This window comes from Bacillus sp. FSL R12-0074 (assembly GCF_038005725.1).
In the GTDB taxonomy this organism is placed as follows: domain Bacteria; phylum Bacillota; class Bacilli; order Bacillales; family Bacillaceae_G; genus Bacillus_A; species Bacillus_A mycoides.
Genome location: NZ_JBBOTR010000001.1, coordinates 4,116,314 through 4,132,594 on the forward strand (window position 1 = coordinate 4,116,314; position 16,281 = coordinate 4,132,594).

Annotated in this window: 23 protein-coding genes and 1 pseudogene; 5 read left to right on the forward strand and 19 right to left on the reverse strand. The window is 36.6% G+C overall.

Features of this window, described 5'->3' with window-relative positions; all coding sequences use genetic code 11:
• Positions 1 to 15 precede the first annotated feature (15 nt).
• From folD to accB, 5 genes are all read right to left on the reverse strand, one after another.
• Positions 16 to 876 carry a bifunctional methylenetetrahydrofolate dehydrogenase/methenyltetrahydrofolate cyclohydrolase FolD gene (folD, locus tag NSS97_RS21305; RefSeq protein WP_002067081.1) on the reverse strand — a complete coding sequence of 287 codons (861 nt, stop codon included), beginning with the start codon at positions 874 to 876 and terminating at the stop codon, positions 16 to 18.
• A gap of 23 nt (positions 877 to 899) precedes the next feature.
• Positions 900 to 1,292, reverse strand: a complete 393-nt coding sequence (gene nusB, locus NSS97_RS21310; RefSeq protein ID WP_002067080.1) for a N utilization substance protein NusB — start codon at positions 1,290 to 1,292, stop codon at positions 900 to 902.
• A gap of 348 nt (positions 1,293 to 1,640) precedes the next feature.
• A complete protein-coding gene (locus NSS97_RS21315; protein WP_000807630.1) occupies positions 1,641 to 2,033 on the reverse strand; it encodes an Asp23/Gls24 family envelope stress response protein in 393 nt (130 codons plus the stop codon).
• Positions 2,034 to 2,055: 22 nt separating this feature from the next.
• The gene (gene accC, locus NSS97_RS21320) at positions 2,056 to 3,408 is read right to left on the reverse strand and encodes an acetyl-CoA carboxylase biotin carboxylase subunit (RefSeq protein WP_002015065.1); all 1,353 of its coding nucleotides are present in this window, start codon (positions 3,406 to 3,408) and stop codon (positions 2,056 to 2,058) included.
• A gap of 16 nt (positions 3,409 to 3,424) precedes the next feature.
• Entirely contained in the window at positions 3,425 to 3,913 is a 489-nt protein-coding gene (gene accB, locus NSS97_RS21325; RefSeq protein ID WP_002192509.1) for an acetyl-CoA carboxylase biotin carboxyl carrier protein, read from the reverse strand.
• Between the two features lie 471 nt (positions 3,914 to 4,384).
• Between accB and NSS97_RS21330 the strand changes: the two genes are divergently transcribed.
• Positions 4,385 to 4,582 carry a hypothetical protein gene (locus NSS97_RS21330; RefSeq protein WP_012261697.1) on the forward strand — a complete coding sequence of 66 codons (198 nt, stop codon included), beginning with the start codon at positions 4,385 to 4,387 and terminating at the stop codon, positions 4,580 to 4,582.
• Between the two features lie 52 nt (positions 4,583 to 4,634).
• On the opposite strand, the gene NSS97_RS21335 is transcribed toward NSS97_RS21330, so the two are convergent.
• The 9 genes from NSS97_RS21335 to NSS97_RS21375 are packed head-to-tail and all read right to left on the reverse strand — an operon-like array spanning position 4,635 to position 10,156.
• Entirely contained in the window at positions 4,635 to 5,291 is a 657-nt protein-coding gene (locus NSS97_RS21335) for a SpoIIIAH-like family protein (RefSeq protein WP_002067104.1), read from the reverse strand.
• A 15-nt stretch (positions 5,292 to 5,306) separates the two neighbouring features.
• Positions 5,307 to 5,969 carry a stage III sporulation protein AG gene (gene spoIIIAG, locus NSS97_RS21340; protein WP_002088572.1) on the reverse strand — a complete coding sequence of 221 codons (663 nt, stop codon included), beginning with the start codon at positions 5,967 to 5,969 and terminating at the stop codon, positions 5,307 to 5,309.
• Positions 5,959 to 6,591: a stage III sporulation protein AF gene (gene spoIIIAF, locus NSS97_RS21345; RefSeq protein ID WP_341113982.1), complete on the reverse strand. Its 633-nt coding sequence runs from the start codon at positions 6,589 to 6,591 to the stop codon at positions 5,959 to 5,961. The genes spoIIIAG and spoIIIAF overlap by 11 nt, the downstream gene beginning before the upstream one ends.
• A 12-nt stretch (positions 6,592 to 6,603) precedes the next feature.
• Positions 6,604 to 7,776 carry a stage III sporulation protein AE gene (gene spoIIIAE, locus NSS97_RS21350; protein ID WP_002067101.1) on the reverse strand — a complete coding sequence of 391 codons (1,173 nt, stop codon included), beginning with the start codon at positions 7,774 to 7,776 and terminating at the stop codon, positions 6,604 to 6,606.
• Positions 7,777 to 7,786: 10 nt separating this feature from the next.
• Complete coding sequence (spoIIIAD, locus tag NSS97_RS21355; RefSeq protein ID WP_078172833.1) at positions 7,787 to 8,170, reverse strand: stage III sporulation protein AD; 384 nt, start codon at positions 8,168 to 8,170, stop codon at positions 7,787 to 7,789.
• Positions 8,171 to 8,193: 23 nt separating this feature from the next.
• Positions 8,194 to 8,397, reverse strand: coding sequence for a stage III sporulation protein AC (gene spoIIIAC / locus NSS97_RS21360; RefSeq protein ID WP_000020914.1), 204 nt, complete (start codon positions 8,395 to 8,397; stop codon positions 8,194 to 8,196).
• A gap of 14 nt (positions 8,398 to 8,411) precedes the next feature.
• A complete protein-coding gene (gene spoIIIAB, locus NSS97_RS21365; RefSeq protein WP_107886364.1) occupies positions 8,412 to 8,927 on the reverse strand; it encodes a stage III sporulation protein SpoIIIAB in 516 nt (171 codons plus the stop codon).
• Complete coding sequence (gene spoIIIAA, locus NSS97_RS21370) at positions 8,921 to 9,847, reverse strand: stage III sporulation protein AA (protein WP_341113987.1); 927 nt, start codon at positions 9,845 to 9,847, stop codon at positions 8,921 to 8,923. Before spoIIIAA ends, spoIIIAB begins: the two co-directional genes overlap by 7 nt.
• A 27-nt stretch (positions 9,848 to 9,874) precedes the next feature.
• Entirely contained in the window at positions 9,875 to 10,156 is a 282-nt protein-coding gene (locus tag NSS97_RS21375) for a YqhV family protein (RefSeq protein ID WP_000816054.1), read from the reverse strand.
• 180 nt (positions 10,157 to 10,336) lie between these two features.
• Between NSS97_RS21375 and NSS97_RS21380 the strand changes: the two are divergent.
• Both NSS97_RS21380 and NSS97_RS21385 read left to right on the forward strand, forming a co-directional pair.
• Positions 10,337 to 10,915: pseudogene (locus NSS97_RS21380) on the forward strand (GNAT family N-acetyltransferase).
• A complete protein-coding gene (locus NSS97_RS21385) occupies positions 10,896 to 11,216 on the forward strand; it encodes a hypothetical protein (protein WP_016100630.1) in 321 nt (106 codons plus the stop codon). The pseudogene NSS97_RS21380 and the gene NSS97_RS21385 overlap by 20 nt, the downstream one beginning before the upstream one ends.
• A 35-nt stretch (positions 11,217 to 11,251) precedes the next feature.
• On the opposite strand, the gene efp is transcribed toward NSS97_RS21385, so the two are convergent.
• Genes efp through NSS97_RS21405 form a run of 4 tightly spaced genes read right to left on the reverse strand, consistent with a single transcriptional unit; the run spans position 11,252 to position 13,878 of the window.
• Positions 11,252 to 11,809, reverse strand: a complete 558-nt coding sequence (efp, locus tag NSS97_RS21390) for an elongation factor P (protein WP_002033989.1) — start codon at positions 11,807 to 11,809, stop codon at positions 11,252 to 11,254.
• Positions 11,810 to 11,830: 21 nt separating this feature from the next.
• Positions 11,831 to 12,892 carry a Xaa-Pro dipeptidase gene (pepQ, locus tag NSS97_RS21395; RefSeq protein WP_002033991.1) on the reverse strand — a complete coding sequence of 354 codons (1,062 nt, stop codon included), beginning with the start codon at positions 12,890 to 12,892 and terminating at the stop codon, positions 11,831 to 11,833.
• Between the two features lie 4 nt (positions 12,893 to 12,896).
• Positions 12,897 to 13,337, reverse strand: coding sequence for a type II 3-dehydroquinate dehydratase (gene aroQ / locus NSS97_RS21400; protein ID WP_002015049.1), 441 nt, complete (start codon positions 13,335 to 13,337; stop codon positions 12,897 to 12,899).
• Between the two features lie 55 nt (positions 13,338 to 13,392).
• Positions 13,393 to 13,878: a YqhR family membrane protein gene (locus NSS97_RS21405; RefSeq protein WP_002015048.1), complete on the reverse strand. Its 486-nt coding sequence runs from the start codon at positions 13,876 to 13,878 to the stop codon at positions 13,393 to 13,395.
• Positions 13,879 to 14,122: 244 nt separating this feature from the next.
• On the opposite strand from NSS97_RS21405, the gene NSS97_RS21410 reads away from it, so the two are divergent.
• Together NSS97_RS21410 and NSS97_RS21415 are read left to right on the forward strand one after the other, a co-directional pair.
• Entirely contained in the window at positions 14,123 to 15,043 is a 921-nt protein-coding gene (locus NSS97_RS21410; protein ID WP_341113990.1) for a DUF1385 domain-containing protein, read from the forward strand.
• A 79-nt stretch (positions 15,044 to 15,122) separates the two neighbouring features.
• A complete protein-coding gene (locus tag NSS97_RS21415; RefSeq protein WP_002015046.1) occupies positions 15,123 to 15,524 on the forward strand; it encodes an SA1362 family protein in 402 nt (133 codons plus the stop codon).
• 80 nt (positions 15,525 to 15,604) lie between these two features.
• Here the strand turns inward: NSS97_RS21415 and NSS97_RS21420 are convergent, their stop codons facing one another.
• Entirely contained in the window at positions 15,605 to 16,252 is a 648-nt protein-coding gene (locus NSS97_RS21420) for an HAD family hydrolase (protein WP_002111771.1), read from the reverse strand.
• Positions 16,253 to 16,281: the final 29 nt, after the last annotated feature.

Here is a 16,281-nt window from a genome sequence, read left to right on the forward strand (position 1 = left end):
CATAGCCGATTCAAATTATTGACAAACAACACCTGCACGCTTTGCAGACTCCACAGTGTTGTGAAGAAGCATTGTAATAGTCATTGGGCCGACTCCTTTTGGCACAGGCGTAATGTAACCTGCAACGTCTAATACATTGTCAAAATCAACATCACCACAAAGTTTGCCTGTTTCTAAACGGTTAACACCAACATCAATTACAACCGCACCCTCTTTAATATAGTCAGCTGTTACCATTTTCGGTCGTCCAACGGCTACGATTAAAATATCAGCTAACTTCGATAATTCTTTTATATTTTGCGTCTTAGAATGACAATATGTGACAGTAGCATTTTCATTTAAAAACAGTTGCCCCACTGGTTTACCAACAATATTACTTCTTCCAATTACAACAACATGCTTTCCAGAAATATCAAGATTCGTTTCTTTTACTAATTCTAAAATGCCATGCGGTGTACATGGAAGGAATGTGTCTTGTCCCGTCATCATACGTCCTACGCTGATTGGGTGAAATCCATCTACATCCTTTTCCGGTGAAATTCTTTCAATGATAGCTTTTTCTTCAATATGTTTTGGTAAAGGTAATTGTACCAATATGCCATTAATGCGGTCGTCTCCATTTAAGCGATCGATTTCAGCAAGCAAACGCTCCTCAGTAATCGTTTCAGGAAGTTCAATTAGCTCTGAATAGATTCCTACTTGCTCACAGCCTTTTTCTTTTCCTTTTACATAAGAGCGAGATGCTGGATCTTCTCCAACTAAAATAACTGCTAATCCTGGTACAATCCCTTGCTCTTTTAACTTCACAACTTTTTCTTTTAATTGTGCTCGTTTTTTCTCCGCAACTTCATTTCCTTTGATGATTACTGCTACCATTTTAAGTTTCCCCCTTAAAGAAATTACAGTGTATCTTTTATATTAGATAAAACGCCGTTAATAAAACGACGAGATTCCTCATCCCCAAATGTTTTTGCGATTTCAATTGCTTCGTTAATTGTTACATTGTGCGGAATTTCTTCCATGTATTTCATCTCACACACAGCTACACGTAAAATACTGCGATCAACAATACTAATACGCTCAAGCTTCCACTTTTTTAAATTTTGACGAATTGCTGCGTCAATCTCTTCTTTGTTGTCTACAAATCCTACAACAAGTGATTCTAGAAACTCATTTGTTTCTTCGCCTTCATCTAGCGTATTTTCCACCGCTACTTTCGGTTCTAATTCACCTGTAATATCCATTTGGTATAATGCTTGCATTGCTCTTTCTCTAGCCGTCCTACGTTTCATTGTAACTCTCCTTTATACTTCAAGTCTTTCCTTATGTTTTGTTATATTATTATAATTTATAAGCCGTCAATTCACTTACTCTTGCAGTTTTCATTGATTTTCCAACCTTATAATACAATGATAATAACACAATTTATCGTTTCACACACGGGGTACAAGGCTGAAAAATAATAAAAAGATTAACTTCAAGTTCCATATCTTATCACAATGTACGTTTTTTGGAAAAATGAAACATACCGTTTTATTTTTCTTTTTTTTTGAAATAGTATAATAATTAGAGGGTTTTAATTTGTGAAGAAATGAAACGATAAAAAAGATGCCTATTTTACTAGGCACCTTTTTCCACTCTTACACTGGTTCGATTTCTGTTTTTTGTGTTTCGAATGTTACGCCAACGATGTGAACGTTCACTTCTTTTGGCTCAAGTCCTGTCATTGTAAAGAGTGCTTGGCGAATATTGTCTTGAATTTTTTGTGCAACAACCGGAATCGCTACACCAAAATACATCACAACATAAAGGTCAACAATAATATCTTCGTTTGCTAATTCAACCTTTACACCTTTACCATGATTTTTCTTACCTAACTTCTCAACAACATCTGTAGCAAAATTACCACGCATTGCCGCTACACCTTCTACTTCAGCAGCTGCAATACCTGCAATTACTTCGATTACTTCTGGTGCAATTTCTACTTTTCCAAGAGTTGTATCTTGACCCATATCTAACATATGTTCAGCCATGAAAAAAACCTCCTTTAATGTATCACTGCGTCACAAGTTCATGCTCTTCCAAAAATTTCGTGTTAAACTCACCTTTTACAAAATCAGGATGCTCTAGCAATTGCAAATGGAACGGGATTGTTGTATGTACGCCTTCAATGACAAACTCACTGAGCGCTCGCTTCATTTTTGCAATTGCCTCTTCACGTGTTTTTCCGTGAACAATTAATTTAGCAACCATCGAATCATAGAAAGGTGGTATTGAATATCCCGGATATACAGCTGAATCGACGCGAATACCAAATCCGCCTGGTGGTAAGTACATTTCTACTTTACCTGGAGATGGCATAAATTTTTTGGCAGGGTTTTCCGCATTAATTCGACATTCCATTGCCCAACCATTAAATTGTACTTCTTCTTGCTGTAACGATAACTTTTCTCCAGAAGCAACAAGAATTTGTTCTTTAATTAAATCCATCCCTGTTACCATTTCAGTAACTGGATGTTCAACTTGGATTCTCGTATTCATCTCCATGAAATAAAAGCTTTTCGTTTTATATTCATAAATAAACTCAACCGTACCAGCACCTGTATAATCAACCGCTACCGCCGCTTTAACTGCTGCCTCACCCATTTGCTTGCGAATATTCTCATCAAGTGCAGGTGATGGACTTTCTTCTAATAATTTTTGCAGACGGCGCTGAATTGTACAATCACGCTCTCCTAAATGAATGGCATTTCCATGTGTATCTGCCATTATTTGAATCTCAACATGGCGGAAATCTTCAACGTACTTCTCCAAGTATACACCAGGGTTCCCAAAAGCGGTACTGGCTTCTTGCTGTGTAATTTGAATTCCTTTTACAAGCTCTTCTTCATGGCGCGCAACACGAATACCTTTTCCGCCGCCACCTGCAGTCGCTTTAATGATAACTGGATATCCAAGTTGATTAGCAAGCTCGATCGCTTCTTCGGTATTTTTAATAATCCCTTGTGAACCTGGTACAATCGGAACCCCTGCTTCTTTCATTGTATCACGTGCAACGTCTTTTGTGCCCATCTTTGAAATGGCTTCTGGGCTTGGACCGATAAAAATCAAGTTACACTCACGGCATAATTCTGCAAAATCTGCATTCTCTGCTAAAAATCCATATCCCGGATGAATTGCATCACAACCTGTTAATTTCGCAACACTAATAATGTTCGTCAAATTTAAATAGCTTTCTTTTGAAATCGTTGGTCCAACACAATACGCTTCATCTGCAATTTGCACATGAAGTGACTCTTTGTCTGCTTCTGAATAAATTGCAACTGTTTCAATATCCATTTCTTTACAAGCACGAATAATTCGTACAGCAATTTCCCCACGATTGGCTATTAATACTTTTTTTATCATCACAAAGACTCCCTTATTACGCTTTTACAAGAAATAGCGGTTGTCCATACTCAACAAGCTGTCCGTTATTAACAAGAATTTCAACAATTTCGCCCTCTACATCTGCGTCAATTTCGTTAAATAATTTCATAGCCTCAACAATACATACGATAGAATCTTTCGATACTCTGTCCCCAACACTTACATATTGAGGTGTATCAGGCGAAGAAGAGGAATAAAATGTCCCTACCATCGGTGATGTGATTTTATGTAGGTTTTCATTTTGAACAGCTGTCTTCTCTTCTTGTTTTGGCGCTTCTACTTGCGCTGCCGCTACTGCTGTTTCTACTTCAACAGATGCTGCTGGTTGTACTACCTGTTTCGTTACCGGTGCTTGCACAGCAACAACTTCATTACCACGTTTTTTCATTTTGATTGCTGTACCGTCTTTTTTGTATTCAAATTCATCAATATTAGAGCTATCAATTAATTTAATTAATTCACGAACTTCTTGAATTTTAAACATGTAAAATCCACTCCCATACTCTTGTTTGTCCCGTTTTTACAGATTGGCATCAAACTGATTTACTGTAAAAATACGATGTATTCTATTAGAAAATTTATTCCTATGACATTTACTAATAGAAATATTTACTATTCCCATCTTACGCTAAATTTTTTAAACATTCCAATTTATATTTCTTTATTATAAATCGAAACTCCTGTAAAAATATTATTCCACCAAAAAATTATTACCTAGTAATAATACCAAGTTTCACACAAAATTGGCAAGACCACTTCCTAAAAAACATTCTTTACTTTTTCAAAACTGCAAAGTGTAAAAACGTAATTCCCTCAGCATTCTTCATTTTATCTACGGTAAAAAAACATATTTTTACCAAATATTATTTTTTTGTTTACGCGCCGTTCATTCTTCCTTCATAAAAGAATAGTATGTTCAAAGTGTAGCAAATTTATTGTAGTGAGGTGCGGACATATGATATGGCTTATCCTGTTCTTGCCTGCCGTAGTGATTTGGACATTGGTCCTCTTCATTCACGTCAAATCTGGAAAAACTAATCACCATCATCACGAACCATTAATCTTTTACTCACAGCGTATTTCCCCGTTTCCAATTGAAAATACTAAATACAACTGCAAAGATGAAATAGAAAAAAGCTATCGAAAACGATAGCTTTTTTCTATTATTCCTTTATCTAATTTGAAGCAGCAACACCTATTATAATTTATTTTACTGATGGATCAAATTTCACACCTACATCTTTTGGACCACCTTCACTTCTTACGAGCTGAATAATTTTATTCGCTTCTTTTTGTGAGTGCTTTGCCGATTTAACTGTTACTTTAATGTCCGTTCCATCAGCTCTTACAAGAGCATCTTTATATCCACCTTGAGATTTAATCACTGTCTCAAGTAATTGTTGCTTCGTTTCCATCGTAGTGATGGCATCAAGATTATCTTTCGCTTTACTCTTTTCTTCTGCTGAAGATTTTGATGACTTCATTACATTTTGTAACTTTTCTTTCTCTACACTACGCTGATCTTCCATTTGCATACGTAGCGCTGTAAAATTCTCATCGCTTGATTGAACTGTTACGCTAGCCTCTTTTTTACTTGTTTCTTTTTTGTCATTCTCTTTTTTGTCTGTTTCTTTATTTGTAGTTTCCTTGCTTGTATTTTCTTTTGTTGTCTCTTTATTTGTAGTTTCTTTCGTTGTTTCTTTTGTAACTGCTTTATCAACACCTTGCTTTTCTTGTCCCATCTTTTCACCCGTTGCCGGTGCTGCTGTATTCATTTTATCAGGAGTTGTTACGTAATAAACAGATAGTACAACCACTAAACTTAACATCGTTAATAGCCAAACCGTTTGTTTTTTTAACACTTTATTTCCTCCCTATCAATTTTTCGGTGATACTGAAACGCGATGAGCTGGTACATCTAATAATCGCGTCACAGCTTCTTTTACCATTGCTTTTATTTGTATATTATCCACTCCCTTTGCTACGACCAGAACACCTCGTACTTTCGGTTTCTCTGTTCGCAAAACAATTGGAGTTTCTTTATCACCTTCACGTATAATGACTGTCTTTTCATCAAGAGACTCGTCTTCTACTTCCCTTTTCCCGCCTGCTTTATCAGTTTCACCTGTCGTTTGTGAACGTTTCACTGTATTTTTCTCGAGTATTTTTTCTTCAGATGAATCTAAGTTCACTTTAATAGTTACATCTTTTACTCCGGCTATCTCTTCTAAAGAAGCTTTCAATTCTTGTTCATACGCTTTTTCGTATTTTTCTACATTTGACATATTATCATTGTTTTTTTGACCGAAAGTTGGTACATCTTTATCTTGGCTTTGACTTGTCTTTTCTTTAAACACAGGCACTTCTTCTTTTTTAGGTGATAAGAAATTACTAGAAAACATAAGCGCAATCCCAAGTATGAGTAGGACAAGCAAAAACTTAGGTGTTACCTTTTTCCCCTTCTCATTACTTTCTTTTCCATCCCCATTTAATAGGTTTCGAAAAAATGAGAACCTCGAATTTTTATCTTTATTGTCCATTTACGCTACCTGTCCTCCCTTCCATCTGAACTTGGATTTGTTTATCCTCTAGTTGCCACCTGCTTGAAAAGAAATCTTTCATTTCTACATTCGTTTCTTCTATTTTTTTTGGAGGTTCTTTCATATTAATTTCAATGGGCTTTACTGTTTCGATTGCATCATTTTTACTACGTTCTTTTTCTTTCAACGTCACAACAACAGATTGAATATCTTTCGCTGACTTTACTTCTTCTGCATGTTCCACTGCGACTATTTGTATTTCAGAGACTGTCATACCATACTTTTTCTCAAACTCTTTTCCTACATCTTTTTTCATTTTGGTAGCCATCTCTTCTAAACTATATGCACGTGTTAGAGCTTGTATTTCTTTTTTCTTCGAATCTATCGAATTTTTTACAGATCCATCTGCTACGTACTTTTCCTCATTGAAATTTGCGATAACTTCATTTATATCTGTTTGTAACAACTTAAATAGAGGCGTTAAAATTAATACGACTAACAATAGACTTACAACGAATTTAACGTACTTTTGCAAATTTGAATTTGGAAGAATAAGATGAAGCATTGTCGCTAAGAGTAAAAAAACGATAATATTTCTAATCCACTCTGTAACAAATTGCATACTCTTCACCTCCTAACGCATCATGAGAGTAATGTTCCCGGCAGCAATAATAATTGTGATACTTAAAAAGAACATAAATGATACGATAGCTAAGCAAGCAAATACGTAAATGATACTTCGTCCAATGATATCTAAACATTGAATAATTGCTCCTCCGCCTACTGGTTGTAATACTGCTGCTGCGAATTTATAAATAAACGCGATACAAAAAATTTGAATCGCTGGGAAAGCGACAATTAAGCATAAAATAACGAGCCCGATAATTCCGACTGTGTTTTTTAATAATCCAGATGCACTAATAACAGTATCCGCCGCCTCAGTAAACATCCTTCCTACTACAGGAATGAAGTTTCCTGTTACAAATTTAGCCGTTTTCACAGCTATACCATCAGCAACGGCTGACGCTGTTCCCTGTACAGATAATACGCCTAAAAAAACCGTCAAAAAGATACCAATAATCCCAACACTAACGTTTTGCAAAAGCTTGGACAATTTCGTAACTTTATATTGATCACTCATCGTGCTTACAATACTTAATATAGTTGCAAGTAATAAAAGTGGTAGAACGATATAGTTCATAAGAAGCCCACTCGTATTCATTAAGAAAATGATGATTGGATGAAAAAATGATACAGAAACAACACCGCCGCCTGTTGCTACGAGTGCAAGTAAAATTGGTAATAACGCTAGTATAAAATCTACCATTGTTTGTATCGTCTCTCTTGCATATGTCATAACGACATAAAAACTATTTAAAGCGAAAATAATAAGTACCATGTATACGACTGCATCAGCGATTTTACTCACGCTACTCTTTGAAAAAGCAGATTGCAACGATTGCAACAATGCACTGAAAATCGTGAGCATAATGAGCGTTCCGAGTAACTTTCCATTTGCAACAAGCTCATGAAATAAATATTTTAGTAGACCTATCATCCACTCTTTTATGGAGAACTCTTTTTCTCCCTTTACAAACTCCATAAAGCTTCCTTTTTGACTCTCTGGTAAATAGCCTCCATACTTTGTAACAAGCCCGTCCCAAAATTGCTTCACATCTTCAATTCCGAGCTTATCCAATTGTTGATCAACGACGTTTGTTTCTATAGGAGAAGCTTGTACAACAATCGGTAAAGAAAAGAAAAGGAAGCAAGCAAATAATAGCTTAGCTCCAAACTTCCTCAACATTCACTCCCCCTTATCCCGTAGGTAAAAAACCGAGAATTGTTTCAATTACAACCGTCAAAATAGGAATTGCCATGACGAGAATTAAGATTTTCCCAGCTAATTCAATTTTCGAAGCGATTGCACCTTGACCAGCATCCTTTGTAATTTGCGCACCAAACTCAGCGATATAAGCAATCCCTATAATTTTCAATAACGTTTCTACATATACGTTGCTAACCTTCGCTTCACTCGCCACTCTCTCAATCATTTGTAAAATAGAATGAATTTGATCGATTAAGAGAAGAAACATCATGCTACCAATGAACACAATAAATAACGATGTAATACTAGACTTATGCTGATTTAAAACAGCAGCTAAAAATGTAGCAACGAGGCCTAATCCGACAATTTGTATAATTTCGATTCGAACCGCCTCCTTTACTGGAAGAGAAAGACACTTTTAATCTTGTCGAATAGAGTATTAATTAAAAATGCAACATGAAACAAAATAACGACAAAACCGACAAGGATAACCCAATTTGCAATATCCTCTCGCTTTAATTCTTTTAGTACAGTATGAATGAAAGCTAAAACAATGCCGATTCCGGCGATTTGAAATATTAATCCAACATCAATGGACATCGCCTTTCTCCCCCCTATAGCAGTAAAATTACGATAAGTAGCCCTGCTAGTACCCCTAAACTCTTTATCATTTTTTCATATTGTAGTTGTAATGCTTTCGCTTCTCCTTCTTCTCTCTCCAAATGTGTAATACATAAGCGAATATGTTTTTGCTGTGATTCACGATCATGTTGTCCAAGTGTTTCACCAAATTGTTGTAAGATTTCATACTCGGTTTGTTTAAACGCCGTTAACGTCCAGTTCTCCTTCAAACTATCAATCCAAGCGTCTCTAACTGTTTGCTCCCCGTCCTCTAGCCGTTTCGAAAAGCTTTGAAATATCCAATTTAACGGCTTCGGCATTTGTTTGACTAAACGCTCTGCAGCCTCAGATAACGGCGTGTGTCCATACATAATTTCAGCTTCTAATGATTGCAATGCTGCCTTCAATAACCTAAGTTGCCGCGGTCTCTCACTGTACCTTTTAGCGTATGAAAATCCGAAAAAAGTGCTAACAGCAACTATTAATACCGCACCAAATATTTTCACCATACGCCTTGAACCTTTCTATGGGATAATACTGGTTTTCCATCTCTATCTTTCACTTGCATAACTGTTCCTGGCCCTCTCGCTTTTGATAATTCCACAAACCTATCAAATACACCAAGTTCCAGCACCGCCTGTAACGATGGACGTTTCACAACATCATCATAAGAAAATCCATGTGCACTTATAAAAAGCTGAACACCTGCATGTACCGCCTCCATAATCGCTTCACTATCTTCTTTACGTCCAATTTCATCTACGATTAATATGTCTGGGCTCATAGAACGAATCATCATCATCATTCCTTCAGCTTTTGGACAAGCGTCTAATACATCTACTCGCACGCCAAAGTCATATTGCGGGAGTCCTTTCACACAGCCCGCAATTTCTGATCGTTCATCAACAATCCCCACTTTACATGAAGGAATTTTCGAAGCACTTACACCTTGACTCATACAACGTGCTACATCTCTTAAAAGTGTTGTTTTCCCCGTTTGCGGTGGGCCAATTACCATCGTGTTTAACCATCGCGATTCATAAAGATATGGCAGAAGCGGCTCAGCAATCCCTATTTTTTGACGGGCAATACGAATATTAAAAGAAGAGACATCTCGAATCATTTTCACTGCGCTTTTTTCTGTAATGACTTTTCCAGCTAGGCCAATTCTATGTCCTCCTCGTAGTGTCACATATCCACGTTTCAATTCCTCTTCCATCGTATAAATTGAGAATTGACTTAATTTATTCAATAAATGGATTGCATCTTCCGCTGTAGCGATATAGTCATAGAAAAACACTTCTCCATGTGCAATACACTCTAGTGGCCTTCCAATTCGAACGCGAATTTCCTCTAGAGTATCGTATTGCTTACAACCTTCAACTAACTGTTTCATCGTTTTCGGTAAAACTTCTAATACTTCTTTCATAAGCTTCTCCCCACTATACTCGACTTACTATTTCAACAACGCGATAAAAATGCAGCCAATTCCAAGTGCTAGAAAAAAGAGTTTCAAGAAAGAAATCTCACTTGCTACACTCGCTATGCCAATTGTCATTGTTAAAATTAATACGGTCGGTCCAACAAACGCCAACATACCATTTATAAACAATGCTTTCTTCGCATCATTCACGTAAAGCATAAGCAGAGCGGCGAATATTTCCGCGCTTCCTGAAAACAACCGAAGTAACCCCATAACAAGCACGGATGTTTCCATTGCCGCTAGCCACTGTTTCATTCTCCCACCTTCTCCCATAACAGTTACTACTTCCTTATTCTGAAAAAGAATATATTTGTACAACCATATGCAGAGGTTGTCTATTTCAGAAGTAAAAACATAATTTTTCTCTATCGATTCGATTGAAAACTGAATATTCTAATTATTTATGGTATATTTAATAGAAAAGGAGCATAGATGATGAAGCAAGTTACTTTATTACCGCTCGATTTACGATATGCAAATGTGATTTTTGAGCTATCAAGCAATCCACATGTAAAAAATGCATTAGGGCTAAAAGTAGAATCAGTGGAAGATACAAAAACATTCATTCTTTTTGCAATTGAAGAGGAACGAAAAAAGCACTCCTTATCAAGAGTGATTGTAAATGAAGAAAATGAAATAATTGGCCTCACCACACTTAAACATATTAATTATGAGAAAAAGCAATCTCACATTGGCAGTTGGATCGGCTATCCATACTGGGGAAAAGGATATAACTAGGCCGCTAAAAAAGAAATCTTTAAAGTTGCTTTCTTAGACTTACAACTCACATACGTATTCGCTGGTGCCAAAACGACTAACATTCGCTCTTTAAAGGCGCAAGAGAAACTACCTTATATTTCATTGCATGTGGAAAACAAGTTTCCAGGCGAATATGCTGCACTTGAGAAAGAAGTAAAGTCACCTTGCTCACTACATGTCGTATCACGCAAGAATTTTTCAAATTGGCTGGACGTACAAAATGAGGGGGGAAAATATGAAAGCATTAAAAATTAGTTTAACAATTGTAGTAGAATTAGCTATTATTTATCTTTTTTCAAAAATGGTCGGCTGGTCATTTTTGGAGAGCTTTTTCCTTGGCAGTCTAGCAATATTTGCAATTACGTGGTTAATTATTATGAGTAACTTTAGAAATAACAATATGGATCATGTAACGAATAAAACTTTTACCGGTATTGAAACTGGTGAAATACGCCCGTTTCAAATTGTTTTGACTCCATATATTATGGGTACCCTTTCACTCGTCACAGTTAGTTTTGTTATAACTGCAATTTACTATCTTCCCTACTTCCTATAAAAAAAGCACTCGTGATAATCACGAGTGCTTTTCTACTATGCACGAGAAACGTATTTACCTTCACCAGTGTTGATGATAAGCATTTCGCCTTCGTTAATGAAGATCGGTACTTGTACAACAAGACCAGTTTCTAATTTAGCTGGTTTTGTTACGTTAGAAGCTGTGTCACCTTTAATACCAGGCTCTGTTTCTGACACTGTTAATTCAACTGTGTTCGGAAGTTCAACACCAAGTACTTCATCTTGGTATGTCATAATAGATACTCCCATGTTTTCTTTTAAGAATTTTAATTCGCGCTCGATTTGGTTTTCGCCAAGTTCGATTTGCTCATAAGTTTCGTTATCCATAAATACGTGAGACTCACCGCTCGCGTATAAGTATTGCATACGACGGTTTTCGATGTGTGCTTTTTCTACTTTTTCACCTGCACGGAATGTTTTCTCTTGAACAGATCCTGTGCGAAGGTTACGTAGTTTAGAGCGAACGAATGCAGCACCTTTACCTGGCTTTACGTGTTGGAAATCCATTACTTGCCAAAGGGCATTGTCCACTGAAATTGTTAAACCTGTACGAAAATCGTTTACTGAAATCATGTAAAAAAATCCTCCTGTGTATTACAAAATAATAAGTTCTTTTGGTGATTTCGTTATTACTTCATTACCTTCACTTGTTACAATGATATCATCTTCAATACGTACCCCGCCAACACCTGGAATATAAATACCTGGTTCTACTGTTACAGCCATACCTGGTTCAAGTACTGTATCAGAACGGAACGCTAAACCTGGTGCTTCATGGATTTCAAGACCGATTCCATGACCAGTAGAGTGTCCGAAGTATTCACCATATCCTTTTTCCGTTATGTAATCACGCGTTAATGCATCAGCCTCACGACCCGTTAAACCAGCTTTAATACCGTTCACACCACGTAGTTGTGCTTCTAAAACGATATTATAAATTTCTTTTAATTTATCAGATGGTTCACCGACTGCAATCGTACGAGTAATATCAGAGCAATATCCTTTGTAATAAGCGCCGAAGTCTAATGTAACGAAATCTCCTTTTTCTATCACTTTTTCAGATGCCACGCCGTGCGGTAATGCCGAACGAAGACCTGAAGCAACGATAATATCAAACGAAGAAGATGTTGCTCCTTGTTTTCTCATGAAAAATTCAAGTTCATTTGACACTTCAATTTCAGATACTCCCGGGCGAATGAATGATAGAATATGCTCAAAGGCAGCATCTGCAATCTGTGCAGCTTCCTTTAATATCTTAATCTCTGAATCAGTCTTTATCAAGCGTAACTTTTCTACAAGCCCAGAAGTTGGGATGAATTCAGCTTCGATCGCTTCATTATGCGTTACGTAAGAGCTATATGTAAGAGTATCTTGCTCAAAGCCTAGCTTTTGAATTCCAAGTTCTTTAACTTGTTTCGCAACTTCATCAAGAATTAATCCTGGATGCTGCACTATTTCGTATCCAACTGCTTGCTTACTAGCTTGCTCTACATAACGGAAATCTGTAATAAATAGAGCACGCTCTTTTGAAATTAGTACAACACCAGCTGTTCCTGTGAAATTCGCCATATATCTACGGCTATGTTCATTCGTTAATACGATACCGTCAATACCAGCCTCATCAAACGCACTTCTTAATCTCTCGATCTTTTCCATTACTTTATGCCTCCCTCAATTTCTCCATTAATGCAAATAACGCTAGCTTATAACCATAAAAACCAAATCCAACAATTTGTCCCGCACAAACAGCCGCTGTCACAGATTCATGACGAAACGACTCACGCTGATGAATGTTAGAAATATGTACTTCAATAACTGGAATCGAAATGCTCGCAATTGCATCTCGAATCGCATAGCTATAATGCGTAAATGCTCCAGGATTTAAAATGATCCCTTCATATATATCTTCAGCCTCATGAAGACGATCGATAATAGCACCTTCATGATTCGATTGGAAACATTCTAACTCCACTCCCATTTTCTCTGCTTCGTGTTTCATATCTGTTTCAAGCGTCGCTAACGTTCCTTTTCCGTATACATTTACTTCCCTAACGCCAAGGCGATTTAGGTTAGGACCATTTACGAGGAGTAACTTTTTCATTTTCTTAAAACTCCTTAATATTAAAAAATGTCTATACGACATTTTAACATAGGAATCACTTATTTGAATAGTTTGTCTTCTCGACCCCTTCTCCTCTATTTGTATTATTCGATTCGAATGCTACAGAATAGGAAATAAAAACACCATATAATATAAAGATACATATTGTCGTTACAATTGTTTCTTTCGGTAAATGGAGTGCACTTTTAATAACAGGTGCCATTAGCCCCATCCCCAAAAATAATAATGCCCACCAAAACAAACCGTATAGTACGCCAGGGAATACTCCTTCAAACTTTTTAAAAAGGGCTTTATAGAGAAATGCCACTAAAATTGAAAGAAGTCCCATACAAACGATACCTAGTACATTTCCCCAAACCCCTTCTTTCCAATCTCCAAATGCAAACGGTAAAAGTAAATAGTTAGGTCCAGCTTCTGTAAATGAGAATATATGAAGGAAATACCATATACCTCCCCAAAATAAGCCACCAAATAAACCAATTTGTACAAAGTTTCTTATTGTTGATTGTTCTTGATTCACATTGACACCTCCGCACACTAGTATGCCCGAAACTATTTTGAGGCATGTTTAAATCCTGCAAAATTTGTCTATAAAAAGAATAAGAAATGTCCGACTCTCGTAACATTTTCCCTTGTCATCTGCCTGTATTTGTCGATAAAATAAAGGAAACTCGGTGATTGTCTTATTTCAAGATGACAAAACCAAGTATGACAATTGCCTCTTTTTCTACATAAGAGAGAAACAAATACAGGTTGGTGTTAACATGGCAGAAGAGTCAAAACAAATATATGGCGGGCAGGCAGTCATAGAAGGAGTTATGTTTGGCGGTAGAGAATATACTGTTACAGCGGTTCGTCGTAAAGATAAATCGATTGAATTTTATCGTTTACCACGCGTTCGTAATAAAGCATTGTCTCTATTAAAGAAAATTCCATTTTTACGAGGTATTGCCGCTATTGTGGATGCAAGTGCGAACGGAGCGAAACATTTAAACTTTGCTTCAGAACGATTTGATGTCCACCCAGAAGAAGATGAACGACTTGCAAATAAAAAAGAAGAACAATCAAAATTAACGATGGTATTAGGAGTTGCAGCAGTTGGCGTTTTATCGTTCATATTCGGTAAAGTAATTTTCACAGCAGTTCCTGCACTTTTAGCTGAATTAACGAGACCGATTTTCCCATCTCATACAGGGCAAATCATTGTCGAAAGTGTCATTAAGCTCATGCTATTATTGAGCTATATATACTTCATTTCTTTAACCCCACTTATTAAGCGGGTATTTCAGTACCACGGTGCGGAACATAAAGTAATCAATGCTTATGAGAATAATCTTCCACTGACTGTAGAAAATGTTCAAAAGCAAACTCGCCTCCATTATCGCTGTGGCAGTAGCTTTATTATATTTACAGTCATTATTGGAATGTTTGTCTATTTCCTCGTCCCTACAGATCCACTTTGGGCAAGGGTAGTAAACCGAATTTTATTAATTCCAGTTGTTCTCGGTATTTCTTTTGAAGTATTACAATTTACCAATCGATTACGAGATGTCCCTGTTTTACGAGTACTTGGATATCCAGGATTATGGCTGCAACTATTAACAACGAAAGAACCAACAGATGATCAAGCGGAAGTTGCAATCGCATCGTTTGAAGAATTATTACGTTTAGAAAACAAACAATAATTATTTAAAAATGGTGTTCAACTCCTTTCCTCATCGTTAATATACTAATTTTAATATATGTTTTTAGGAGGTGTCCCTTATGAACGGTCGTTCGTTTACATTCGCTATATTTGTGCTTATTATCGGATTGGCAATATTCGGCCTTGTTTCATCTGTTATTACAAATCCAATGGAAGTATTGAAAAACATTGGTATCATGTTAGCTGTCGTCGGTATCTTTTACTTACTCTACAAAATGTTTACAAACTCTAGTGGTTCTGCAAATTCGCAAAGCTCATATAAGCGTGCAGCGAAACAATCGAACCGCAAACACGGGAAACAAAATGTAGCACCCCTAAGCAATTCTTTCTTGAAACGAAATGCTTCTGATGACAAGGGGAAAAAGGGTAATTCTCCATCGTTGAAAAGAAAAAGAAAACAATCTCATTTAACTGTCATTGAAGGTAAAAAAAACAAAAAGAAAGACCGTGCTTCCTTTTAGGAAATACGGTCTTTTTTTATCCCGGTTGGTGCGGGGCTAATAATCAGTGGAAGATGCGAAAAACCCTACTGATTAAAGTTTCACTTTATATGTTGAAGCACTTCTTTCAAACTTTTCTCTTTCATACTTTCGATACGAAGGTGATGGTTTTCAAATTGCAAATTTCTTGTCACATCATTAGGTACGACGACACACTTTAATCCTGCTGCCACCGCTGCTTTCAATCCATTTAATGAATCTTCAAATACAACAGCTTCTGATGGTTCAATTCCTAATTCTTCTATCGTAACTTTATAAAGAGCTGGATCTGGTTTTACCTTCTCTACATCTTCTCGCGTTTTAATCACTTCAAAATAATCTCTAATTTGTAGCTCTTCTAAAAAACGAACGACCCACTCCCTAGATGAACTAGAGGCCAATGCGATTTTCAATCCAAGTTCTTTCGCTTCTTCTAAATATTCTTTTACCCCGTCACGCGCTTTTGGTATTTTCATTTTCTCTTTATGTAAAGTTGTTACTTTTCCCTTTAATGCATGCTCGTTAAATTTTTCTTTTAATTGCTCTTTTAAATATGCATAAAGCACTTCATCTGTCGTTCCAATACATTTTGCAAATTCCTCTAAAGGTAACTCACCGCCGTATTCACGAACAGCATCTCTGAAAGAGTGAAACCATATTGTTTCTGTGTCCACAATTAATCCATCAAAATCAAAAATAATTGCTTTCATTATTCTCCCGTCCTTTTCGATTGAAATAA